This window comes from Ellagibacter sp. (assembly GCF_048412355.1).
Lineage (GTDB): Bacteria > Actinomycetota > Coriobacteriia > Coriobacteriales > Eggerthellaceae > Ellagibacter.
In genome coordinates this window covers 1-11,748 of sequence record NZ_DBFSAP010000013.1, presented here as the reverse complement: position 1 = coordinate 11,748, position 11,748 = coordinate 1, and the positions used below count along the sequence as shown (strand labels likewise).

Genomic DNA, 11,748 nt, shown 5'->3' with positions numbered 1-11,748 from the left:
CTCAACCGAACGCCCCGATTTGCCGCAGACCGGGCCATATCGACCTGGGAAAACACAGGACGGGCGCTCACGCGCCCGTCCTGCTAACTGCGAAAACTCTATTTATGCCGCAAGTGTCCGGCTAGAGATGAAAATCAACCCACAATGGGGACGGTTGAGGGTGAGACAGGGGTCGGGTGATTCGTCTCGCTCCGCAACGCCCGCGGGTAAATCAATCACCTGGCCCGTCCCATCAAGGGCCATCGCAGGAACCCTTCCTCTTCGGGCTTTTTCTCAGAAGCGGCACGTCGCGGACAGACTCCGCGTGCCGAACCAGCCGTCAAACGGCGCGCCGACCGCAGGGCGGCCCGGCGCGCCGTGCCCCCTACAAATCGAGCTCCATCAGACGGGCGATGGTGAGCGCGTAGATCTTGAACGCCTTCTTGAGCAGCTCCTCGGGCACCGTCTCGTCCGGGCCATGCATGCCGCCCGCCCATTCGGGCATCTCGATCCACGGCATCTCGGGTCCGAAGCTCGCAGCGCAGGAGAACTTGCGCGCATACGTGCCGCCGCCCTGCGTGAAGGGCTTGGCGCGCTCGCCTGTGGCCTCGTTGTATGCGGAGAGAAGCGCCTGCACGTAACCCGATTCGGGATCGATGAGGAACGGCTCGACCATGCGCGTCGCCTCGAAGTCAGCTCCCGCCTCGCTCGCAAGCGCGGCAAGGGTGCTCGTAAGCTCCTCAGGCGTGGTCGACGTGGGGAAACGGCTGTCGAGCGTCTGCTTCACGCGCCCGTCCTGCATGCAGATGGTGCCGCCGACGACGGTCAGTTCCCCAAAGTGCTCGTCTGCCGTCTTGATTCCGAGGTTCAATCCGTCGGTCGCGCTCGTGAGCTTGCGAACCAGTTCGAAGAACGCCTTCTCGTCCGCCGTGCACACGTCGTTTTCCAGAAGATAGGCGACGAGCAGGTCGATGGCGCTTTTACCGAGGTGGGGCAAGCTTGCATGGGCTGCCTTCCCCTGTGCGTCGATGCGCGCGGTGCCCTCGCCCGCGTCGGTGACGACGATGCCCTCGGCTGCGGGAAGCGTCGATGCGTCGGCGCGCACGATCGCGTGGGCAATGCCCGGGACCGCGTTCGGCGCGGCGCCGCCCTCGATATCGATAATCGCACCGTCCTCGAAGCGCCTGCTCGTGAGCGTAGCGTCGTAGAGGCCCTTCTCGCCGTAGCTCACCGGGAACTCAGCGTCGGGCGTGAAGAGAAACGCCGGGTCGGCGAAGCGCTCGCGGTAATACGGGACGTCGTGCATACCCGTTTCCTCGTTCGCACCGAAGATGACTCGAATCGTGTAGGGCAGCTTCTCGCCCTTGTCGAGCCAGAACTTCACCGCGTGGAGCGTCGTTACGATGGGACCCTTGTCGTCGATGACGCCACGGCCCATGAGGTAGCCCTCGCGGCGCGTGACGGCGAACGGCTCGACCGTCCAGCCGGGGCCGGCGGGAACCACGTCGACATGCCCGATGATGCCGATCTGCGTGTCAGATTCGCCCGGCAGGTCGGCGTATCCCACATAGCCGTCGACGTCGTGAACCTCAAAGCCCATGCCGCGTGCGATGTCGAGCGCCTCAGTGAGGGCGGCTCGCGGACCGGGACCGAACGGTGCGCCGGGTTTTGCCGCCGGCAAATCCTCCGTGCTCTCGATGCGCACGACGCGCTCGATGTCCGCGACGATGCTTTCCCAATTCTTCTCGAGATACGAATCGATCTCGCCCGCAAGAACGTCTTCCACAGGCAGCCTCCTTGGTCTTGTTGCTATCGCACCAACTTTACCCCAGCGCACAGCCCGCGAACAGACCGCAATCGTGCAACTCGTGAAAGGAGGATGGGAGCTGGACGAGCGCGGAAGCCACACGGGCGCGAGGAGCGGGAGGGCGAACCGCTCGGGAGGAGCACGCGGGGCGCGGGGTGCGGGCAGACTGCGGGGTGCGGAAGGGCAAAGCCGGACGCGAGGCAATTTTGTCATAGACGCGTATGCGCGCTTCCGTTATACTGTGAAGGCTGATGTGCCCGAGTGGCGGAATGGCAGACGCGGCGGTCTCAAAAACCGTTGTCTCACGACGTGCGAGTTCGACTCTCGCCTCGGGCACCAGTTTTCTCGCAAGTAAACCGCCGATTAGGCGGTTTTTTCATGCCTTCAAGCCCCACTCCCCTTGAGACGGCCGAATGCCTCGAGCCCAAGCGCGCACGTCGTCGAACGTTCTTCGCAACTTGTTGCACTAATTTTGTTTGGTTAGGTTAACTTCTATCCAACTTTCGCGGTATACTGCCAACCATGTTAGATAGAGCGAACTTCTCATCACCGCCATCGCGCGGCAGAGAGCTCGCACTGTTTACCTTGACAGGCCGGCACAAAATCCACCGAAAGGCGCAATCCGAGATGAGTCAACAAGTATTGACGCAAACGCCCCGACGGGAAGAACGAGCAGCAACCCTTTCCTCTCCCGCGCCGTCTCGCCGCGCAGTGGGAGGGCGGGGGAATCGCACGGCGCGTTTGCTGCACACCCCCGCCATGCGGCGTGCAACCCCGCGCACGCCCGCTCCGCCCGGCATGCCCCCCTTGCGGCATGAAGGCGACCCTGCTTCGCCCCTCTCTCCTAAAGCGGCCTTCGTATACTGCACTGACCAGGCAGGATACCGTTATCGCATCGAAGAGGGGAAAGCGTGCATCCTCTTTGCCGACTCCTCATCGAAAGACCTGGCCGTCCCCGAGGCCATCGACGGCGCTCCCGTCACCGCAATTGCCGCAGGCGCGTTCTCCGATCTTGTGGACCTCGAGCGCATTTCCCTTCCCGACTCGCTTACATCCATCGGCGCCGAGACGTTCGCCCGCTGCACGAACCTTCGCGACGCGAAGCTGGGCTGCGCCCTCGAATCCATTGGCGAAGGAGCGTTTCGCGGCTGCCGGCACCTCGAACGCCTCGATTTGCCGAAGTCGCTGACGAGCATCGGAGACTCAGCGTTTTCGAACACATCGCTCTCGCAGCTGGCTATCCCCTCCTCTTGTGTGAACATCGGCGACGACGCCCTGTGCACCGGACCGTCCTTCCCCGGGTCGGCAGGACTTGCATACGCGTCTTCGCTCAACGAGGTGTCGGTCGCCCCAGGAAACCATACCTACAAGATGCACGGCGGCGTACTGTGCCGCGAGGTGCCTGGCGGTCGACTCGATGCCGTGTTCTGCCCCGGATCGGCCGACGACGTCGTGCTCGGCGAGCGCGTGCGGTCGGTTGCCCCAAGCACCTTCGCAGGAACCCATCGCATCGCGCATCTGTTCATCTTCGAGACCGTTTCCTTCCCTGAAAAGACGCCGCCGCTTCCCAATCGTGCATGCGACCGCCTTACCATCGGCTTCTCGGCGCCGCGCGGCACGTCCTGGGAAATCTCGCTCGAGCTGCCTTCGGGCGCCGTCCGCAAGCGCGTCATCGACGCGGCGTTTTTCGGTGGACGCATTCGCCCCGAAGCGCTAGCCTGCGCCTATGACGACTCACTTCCCCAGGTCAAAGATGAATTCGAGCAGACACGCCTCATGGCTGCGCGCCTCGCGAGGCCCGTCATGCTCGATGAGGCGCACAGGGCGCTCTTCCGCAGCGTCGTCGACGAGTCGTTCGTGAGCCTTTGCGTTCACGCTGGCGCCCGCAACGATTGGGAAACGCTCGACAACCTTATGGATTCGGGAATACTCGACGGCGAGCGTGCCCCCGAGGCCGTAAGCGCGCTCAACCGGTTCGGGTTCACCCTCGCCGCCGCGCATGTCATCGACGGAAAGGAGAAACGTTTTGGCAGCCAGTGCATCGACTACGGAATCTAGCGCGCCTCTGGCAGCCGGATCCGTCCTCGCCGAAGCAGCAAGCATCGCGGAGGGGGCGATCGAGAGTGCGCGGGTTTCCCTCATGGCGCAGCTTCCCTTTATGGACGTCGCGCTGTGGCGCATGCCGATTGTGGCGCGCCTTCAGGAAAGCGCATTCGAAACCGACGGGCGCCTTCTCTGGTTCGACGCCGCGCGGGTAATAGACCTGTACCGAAAAAATCCCAACGAGGTATTGCGCGGATACTTCCACACCATCATGCACTGCGTATTCCGCCACCCCTTCGACGACAAGCACCCCGAACGCGCCCTTTGGGACATCGCATGCGATGCGTCGGTCGAAGCGACAGCGATCGAGCTGCTCGGAACAGGCTTCCCTAGCGCGCAAGACGGCACGGCAAAGCGCATGCTTGGCAAAATCCGCGAGAAATGCCCGACCCTCACCGCGCAGAGCATCTATCGCGCGCTCATCGGAGCCGGCGAGAAAAACCCTCCTGCGTTCTCCTGCTCTTTTGCCGCTTCGCTCGAAAACGTGTTCGCACGCGACGGGCACGAGGCGTGGCCGCGCACCAGCGAGCGCGGCTTCTCGACGAAAAGCGCAGGTGACAAGCTTTTTCTCACGCCCTCCGACGGAACCGACAAGCTCAACGGAAAGCCCGACGACGATGCGGACAGCGAGGATAAGAGCCGCTCGCCCGGAGCCAACATGCCCGGAATGGCGGCGCCATCGTCGAGCAGCAACGCGGTGCTCGGGGACATCGAGGACCCCGATGCGATCGTCGACGTGGAGTCCTCCGAGGAAGCCGAGGCAACCTTCGAATCGATGGACGGCGTATCCTACTCCGATTTCTCGGACATGAGCTGGCAAGATATCAGCTCGCAGATCGATATGGACATGGAGGCGTTCTCAGGCAAGATCGGCCTCAACGTCGGAACCTTCCAGGTGAACCTCACGGTTGCGAATCGCAAACGATACGACTACCGCGCGTTTCTCAAGCGCTTTTCCGCACTGTCTGAGGAAATGAAGACAAGCCCCGACGAGTTCGACTATATCTACTACACGTACGGGCTTTCGCGATACAAGAACATGCCGCTCATCGAGCCGCTTGAATACCAGGAGTCGAATCGCATCCGCGACTTCGTCATCGCCATTGACACATCGGCGTCATGCGCTGGAAAGCTCGTGCGCACCTTCGCGGAGAAGACCTACGACGTGCTGAAGAACTCCGAGGGCTTCGGACATAAGGTGAACATCCACGTGATTCAATGCGACTGCGATATCACGCGCGATGTGAAGATAACCTCGATTCGCGATATCGACCGCGCCTTCGAGGAATTCGTCACGCGCGGATTCGGCGGCACCGATTTCCGCCCCGTGTTCAAATACGTCGACGAGCTTGTTCGCACACGCGAGCTCGCGAACCTGAAGGGGCTCATCTATTTCACCGATGGCCTGGGGAAATACCCCGTAACCCCACCTGCCTACGAGACGGCGTTCGTGTTCGTGGACGACACGCCGCGAGAAAGGAAGGTGCCGCCTTGGGCAATGAAGGTGGTCATGGACGAAGACGACGTATTCGAGCTGTAAGGAAAGCTCGGCAAAGATACCGACAACTAGGCGCCCTCAGCGCCGCGACGCGCGACGCCGGGCGGCCATTCCGAAAGGAGTTCCCTGTATGAACATCGCAGAAGCGAAAAACCAGATCGCGGACACCGTCGAGGGATACCTTACCCGCGATGAAACCGGCGCCTACCTCATCGCGCCCGAAGCGCAGCGCCCCTTGTTCCTCCTCGGCGCACCCGGCATTGGGAAAACGGCTGTGGTCGGACAGGTTGCAAGAGAGCTCGGCATCGGGCTTGTGTCGTATTCCATGACGCACCACACGCGGCAAAGCGCGCTTGGTCTGCCTTTCATCGTGCACAAGCGCTACGGCGACGAAGAGTTCGACGTCAGCGAGTACACGATGAGCGAGATCATCGCATCGATTTACGATTACCGCGAGAAAACAGGGCATGACCGGGGAATCCTCTTTCTCGACGAAATCAACTGCGTGTCCGAGACGCTCTATCCCTCGATGCTGCAGTTTCTGCAGTTCAAGACTTTTGGACGACATAAGATTCCCGACGGATGGATTGTGGTGTGTGCGGGCAATCCGCCCGAGTACAACCGGTCGGTGTACGATTTCGACGTGGTAACCCTCGACCGACTGCGCAAGATCGCCGTCGAGCCCGACCTTGAAGCCTGGCGCGCCTATGCGATCAAAACAGGCGTTCATCCTGCGATTTTATCGTACCTCGAGGTAAAGCCCGACCACTTCTACTCCGTCGAGTCGACGCCCGATGGCAAGTCGTTCGTCACTGCGCGCGGTTGGGACGACCTGTCGCGCATCATCAAGCTTCGCGAGATGAAGGGCAAGACGGTCGACCGCATCCTCGTCGACCAGTTCCTGCAAGACGACTCGATTGCCGAGCGATTCGCCCAATACTACCTGCTGTTCACGAAATATCGCTCCGACTATCAGATTTCGGCGATTCTTGCAGGCAGCGCCCCCGACGAGATAAGGGAGCGAGCAAGAGCGGCGCGCTTCGACGAGAGGCTGGCGCTCGCGCGTCTGATTCTCGACGCGCTCGACGCGCACACCGGAGCAGTCGTCGAGACCGAGCAGGTCGTGCGCGTGGTGCGCAACGCGATCAGGGAGGAAAAGCCCGCTATTCTGAGCGGCGAAAACGCGCAGGACGCACTCGAGGGCACATCCTGCGCGCTCATGCAGCGAGCCGCGCTCGATGAAAAAGCAGGGGCACCCGCAAAGAAGCTGCGGCCCTATCGCCTTGGCGCAACATGGCTTTCCGAGTTCGCGAGCGCATGCGGGGGCGAGCGCGCGCTTTCCGGAGAAACGGCATTCTCCGTTATAGAGCGCGCCTATTCGGCTCGCGTGAGAGAAATGAAAGAGCGCTCCGAGGCATGCGCACGGGAAATCGAGTGCGCGTTCGGATTCATTGAGGGCACTTTCGGGAATGGGCGGGAAATGGTCGCCTTCGCCGCCGAGTTCGCCGCACGCGAGGGAACCTCGCAGTTTGCAAGCCGTTTCGGAAGCGACGCCTACACCGAACATGGGAAGGATGTTCTTGCCGCGAGCGGTCAATCCGATCTGGAGAAACGTCTCCAGGCAATCGATCTAGACGCACTCGCGACCGCCGACGAGGAGGCTCGCAAAGCCGAAGCATCCAAGAAATCGTGCGGGTGCGGAAGCTGCAGCGGCTGCTGACGCTAGCAGAACGCGGACGAGGAGCCATCCCATAAGCGCCCGTCGCCTGGGCAAAACACGAGCTCGCGCCCGCGGCAAAAAAGAAGAGACGCGCCTTCTTTGTGGGGCGCGTCTCTTTGCGGAAAGAACTATGGGCCGCCAAGCTACTCGGCGGAGGACGCCTTCTGCTTCTTCGCAGTGGCGACAATCGTCTTCACGCCCTTGACGGCAAGCACGATCGCCAGCACGAACAGCAGCACGGCGAGAATCGCCTGCAGCACCGGCGCGAGCGCGATGCCGCTCGTCATGATGGTGGTGACCTTCTGGTAGAAGGTGATAGCGAGCGACGTCAACGTGGCGAGCAGCATAAACGCCATCGGCACGAAGAACATCTTGTTGTTGCGCCCGGCGTTGCCGAGCCATGCGCACACAGCAAGCAGGGCAAGAGCGGCGAGCAACTGGTTCGCGGCACCGAACAGCGGCCAGATGATGGAGTAGCCCGTCATGCCCAGGATGATGCCGATGACCACGGTGATGATCGTCGCCACGTAGGGGTTCGCCATGAACTTGTGCACGCCCGTGAGCTCCTCGGACTTCTTGTCAACCGGCGTCCAAAGCTCCTGGAACATGTAGCGTGCAAGGCGCGTCGCCGTGTCGAGCGAAGTCAGACAGAATGCGGAAACGGCAAGGATGAGCAGCGCATATGCGAGTCCCTGCACATCGGCGAGACCGGGGATGCAGGCGAGCATCTGCGAAAGGCCGTCCGCAAAGACCGCCGTCGGGGACGCATATCCGCCAGCCGCGTACTTGCTCCACACGAAGCCGACGGCACACAGCGAGATCACCGCGAGCACGCACTCGATGAGCATGCCACCATAACCGATCGGTTGCGCCTGGCCCTCCTTGTCGAGCTGTTTGGACGTGGTCCCCGAAGCGACGAGGCTATGGAAGCCGGAGATTGCGCCGCACGCGATGGTGATGAACAGCGCCGGGAACAAAAAGCCAGAAGCGGCGGCCTTGTTCGTGATGGTCTTGCCCGCCTCGTCGACGAGCTGCTGGCCGGTGGAAGCATCGAAAGCGGCGTTGGAGGCGACGAAGCCGGTGAACGCCGGAATCTGCAGGTCGGTCGCGGCGCCCATGACGCTTGCACCCACGATGCCGATGATAGCGAGAATGATCATGCCGTAGAGCAGGTAGCTTGAGAGGTAGTCGCGCGGCTGCAGGAGAATCCACACCGGGGCAACGGAGGCGACCAGGATGTACACGCCGAGGATGATCATCCACGTGTCATAGTCGAGCGAAATCGCGATGCCCATAAGCGGCAAGTTGTATCCGATGGCAACCATAATGACAATCAGGATGATCGCAGAGACAATGTTCACGGGGCCAGGAATGTTGCGGCCGCGCGTGACGAAGCCGTAGACGACGGCGACACCGATGAAGATGACCGAGATCATGGCCGTCTGCTCGTTGGCGAGGTTGGTTGCCGGGGCAGCCGAGGCGGAAACGACGAACGTGTTCGCAACGATGGAGGCGAATGCAGCCACGACCAGCAGCAACGTCAAGTACGCGAAGATGCAGAAGAGCTTCTTCGCCGTATTGTCGATGTTCTCCGCGACGACGACGGCAAGCGTCTGGCCCTTATGACGAAGCGAGGCGAACAAGGCGCCGAAGTCATGCATGGCGCCGAAGAAGATGCCACCAATGAGCACCCACAAAAGCACGGGCACCCAGCCAAAGACTGCCGCCTGAATCGGGCCGTTGATCGGGCCTGCGCCGGCAATCGACGAGAAGTGGTGGCCGAGCACCACGTACGGCGGCGCCGGCACGTAATCCACGCCGTCTTCCAGCTCATGGGCCGGAGTCGGGCGCTTTGGATCGACTCCCCATTGCTTGGCAAGCCAGCCACCGTAGCACACATAGCCGATGACCAGAATGACCATAGCAACAAGGAAGATAATCAATGCGTTCATTGAAGGTTCCTTACGTATGTCTGAAGCGTATTTAAGCCAGACGCAGATTAGCCTCAATCGTTGAAGCCACCTGCTTCCCAGCAGCATTCGCATAGGCACAGCGGGTTGAGAGGTCGGCTACGATCACGCGAAGATCCGCCCAACCGCGAAACCCGAGAGCGAAGTTCTTTCGAAACCGAACCCTCCGGACCGCGCGCTTCGCGCCTTCCGTACAATTATCGGCGATGACCACGAGGGCAAGCCCCGACGACATATGATTCGGCTCGGACGTGACCTTCTCAAGGCCGCGCTCCTTCATAAACCGAACCCATTTGTCGAGTTGGGCTTCGTCAAAGGTTACCGCATAGGTGAAAAAGAGATACTCATGAGAGTTTGCTTCCCACAGCTTTGCGCGTTTGACCAGCACATATTGCTCACCAAACGAATGAAATTCAGCAAAGCCGGGAAATGATCTCCCTGCGAACTCGTAATCCCGATGCACATCGAAGAATGCTTCATGTGCAGCGAGAATACGTTTCAGCACCAGCTGCTTTTCGTCCTGTGTCTTCAAAGCCTCGTCTGAAGACCGAAGGGCTGGCTTTCCGTCCGATGCGGCGACATGTTCGGCCACCGCCCTTTCGGAGTTGTCCGACGAACCTGCCTGTTCGACCTGTTCGCCAGTGCCTTTGGCATCTGATTGAACCGCTGAACCCATGCTCAAGAAATCCGAAAACCTTTCTGCTCCGCAATCGTCGCACCCCGCGTCTCAATGCGAACGGCTTATTTTATGTCCTAGTTAACGGCTATGTAACAATAGAATCGGGAATCGGCATTTTTTTGCGAACGAACCGAGATTTTTCCCAAAAAATTTGCGAGGTTAGCTGAACGCCTCGGCAAACAACAGCGTCTCCTCCGAACTCAGCCGAACAGTTCAGCTGAGCAAGTGAAAAGGGATGACTGCGACCCTTGCGGGCCACAGCCATCCCTTGCTTGAATAAAGAAAGCCGAGCAAAGCCCGGCTTTCTGTTAGAGGCTTTTGATGCAGCCCCTTGGCATATCCGTTGCAGGCGGGTGCTTACGCCAGGTCGCCTGCGGCCTTCACCTTCACGCGGTTAGTGTGGCCAGGGTAGTACTGCAGCGGCACGTCCTCGGCGTCGATGATCTCCACAGTGTCGCGGATGGCGCCGGCTTCCACCGCCGCCTCGATGGCGGCCGTGCGCGCCTGGGCGAGTGCCTCGTCGCGCGGGACCTTGTCGTAGTCGACGAGCGCCTCGTACACGCCGCTCACCTTGGAAATCGCCGAGCCGATGGCGTTGGCGCATCCGGCGTGCTCGGGCGTGACCACCTGCGCCGTGCCAGTCAGATCGCGCGGCAGCACGATGGCGCCGCCGCCCACGAGCACGGTGTCAATCGGGTCGCTCGACACCTTCATCACGTCGATGGCGTCTTCCACCAGCTGGCGCATCTCGGCCATGGCGCGCTCGGCGGTCTCCTGCGGGATGCTCTCCACCAGAGCCGGATCGCCCACCTTGGCCATACCCAAGCGCACGGCGATATCGGTCGCGGTCATGGTGTCGCCGCCGAACACGAGCGCGCGCTTCGTGATCTCGTAGCCCACCGAATCCGGGCCGACCGTCACGCTGCCGTCGTCGGCCACGCGCACGATGGAGCCGCCGCCCAGGCCGATGGACACCACGTCGGGCATGCGGAAGTTCGTGCGCACGCCGCCGATGGTGACGGCGACGCCGCTCTCGCGCGGGAAGCCGTGGGAGAGCACGCCCAGGTCGGTCGTGGTGCCGCCCACGTCAACGATCAGAGCATTTTCCATGTGCGACAGGTAGCTTGCGCCGCGGATGGAGTTCGTGGGACCGCATGCGATGGTGAGGATCGGGTAGCGGCGCGCGTGTTCCATGGTCATGAGCGTGCCGTCGTTCTGCGACAGGTACACCTCGGCGTTCGTCACGCCCTTGTCACGCAGGCTGGCAGCGAAGCCCTCGGTGAAGCGCTGCGCGACCTCAAACAGCGCGGCGTTCAAGATGGTGGCGTTTTCGCGCTCGATCAAACCCATGGACCCGATCTCGCTGGAGATGGACACATGCGCGTCCTCGCCGAGCACCTCGTGCGCGATTTTCGCGGCGGCCAGCTCGTCGTCGTTGCGCACCGTGGAGAACACGCAGGAGATCGCGACGCTCTTCACCTTGCCGCGCACGCCCTCGAAGAACGCGCGGCAGCCTTCTTCGTCGAAGGGAGCCAGGCGCTTGCCGTCGTATTCAAACCCGCCCGTGATGATGGCGCTGCCCACGCTGACGGCGGCGATGTCTTCGGCCCAGTCGACCATCGGGGGAATGCCGACGGAGGCCGGGGCGCCGATGCGCAGGATGGCGATGGGCGCTAGGCCCTTGCGCTCGACGATGGCGTTGGTGCACTGCGTCGTGCCCAGCATCGCCTGACGGATCTGGCTGCGGTCCACCTGCGTCTGCTTGAGCAGCTTCTGTACCGCGCCCATGATGCCCTCAAAGATATTTCCCGAAGTGGGATACTTGACCTCGGCGATAACCTTCAGATGTTCGTCGATAAGGACGGCGTCCGTATTGGTGCCGCCCACGTCGATGCCCAGCTTATACATTTGCCGCACCTCCCTTGACGCGCTCTTCCACGGGGATATAATCCGCGTCGATGCCGAAATACCTCGGGCCCACCAGCTCAAGGC

At 61.6% G+C, this 11,748-nt stretch carries 7 protein-coding genes and 1 tRNA gene; 4 read left to right on the top strand and 4 right to left on the bottom strand.

Features of this window, described 5'->3' with window-relative positions; translation table 11 throughout:
* Positions 1-364: 364 nt before the first annotated feature.
* Entirely contained in the window at positions 365-1,765 is a 1,401-nt protein-coding gene (locus ACMRQN_RS01465; RefSeq protein WP_418733513.1) for a Sapep family Mn(2+)-dependent dipeptidase, read from the bottom strand.
* A 276-nt stretch (positions 1,766-2,041) separates the two neighbouring features.
* Here ACMRQN_RS01465 and ACMRQN_RS01460 point away from each other — a divergent pair.
* The 4 genes from ACMRQN_RS01460 (at position 2,042) to ACMRQN_RS01445 (ending at position 7,107) form a co-directional block, all read left to right on the top strand.
* Positions 2,042-2,125, top strand: a tRNA-Leu gene (locus tag ACMRQN_RS01460).
* A 288-nt stretch (positions 2,126-2,413) separates the two neighbouring features.
* Positions 2,414-3,844, top strand: a complete 1,431-nt coding sequence (locus ACMRQN_RS01455; protein WP_418733512.1) for a leucine-rich repeat domain-containing protein — start codon at positions 2,414-2,416, stop codon at positions 3,842-3,844.
* On the top strand, positions 3,813-5,429 hold the full coding sequence (locus tag ACMRQN_RS01450) for a VWA-like domain-containing protein (protein ID WP_418733511.1): 1,617 nt from the start codon (positions 3,813-3,815) through the stop codon (positions 5,427-5,429). Before ACMRQN_RS01455 ends, ACMRQN_RS01450 begins: the two co-directional genes overlap by 32 nt.
* A gap of 88 nt (positions 5,430-5,517) precedes the next feature.
* Positions 5,518-7,107: an ATP-binding protein gene (locus ACMRQN_RS01445; RefSeq protein WP_418733510.1), complete on the top strand. Its 1,590-nt coding sequence runs from the start codon at positions 5,518-5,520 to the stop codon at positions 7,105-7,107.
* A gap of 143 nt (positions 7,108-7,250) precedes the next feature.
* Here ACMRQN_RS01445 and ACMRQN_RS01440 read toward each other — a convergent pair whose 3' ends face one another.
* The 3 genes from ACMRQN_RS01440 to ACMRQN_RS01430 all read right to left on the bottom strand — a co-directional run bounded on the left by ACMRQN_RS01440 (position 7,251) and on the right by ACMRQN_RS01430 (position 11,664).
* Positions 7,251-9,059 (bottom strand): carbon starvation protein A, encoded by a 1,809-nt coding sequence (locus ACMRQN_RS01440; protein ID WP_418733509.1) that lies wholly within the window; start codon positions 9,057-9,059, stop codon positions 7,251-7,253.
* A gap of 31 nt (positions 9,060-9,090) precedes the next feature.
* Positions 9,091-9,759 (bottom strand): hypothetical protein, encoded by a 669-nt coding sequence (locus tag ACMRQN_RS01435; protein ID WP_418733508.1) that lies wholly within the window; start codon positions 9,757-9,759, stop codon positions 9,091-9,093.
* A 354-nt stretch (positions 9,760-10,113) separates the two neighbouring features.
* On the bottom strand, positions 10,114-11,664 hold the full coding sequence (locus tag ACMRQN_RS01430) for a hydantoinase/oxoprolinase N-terminal domain-containing protein (RefSeq protein WP_418733507.1): 1,551 nt from the start codon (positions 11,662-11,664) through the stop codon (positions 10,114-10,116).
* Between the last annotated feature and the right edge of the window lie 84 nt (positions 11,665-11,748).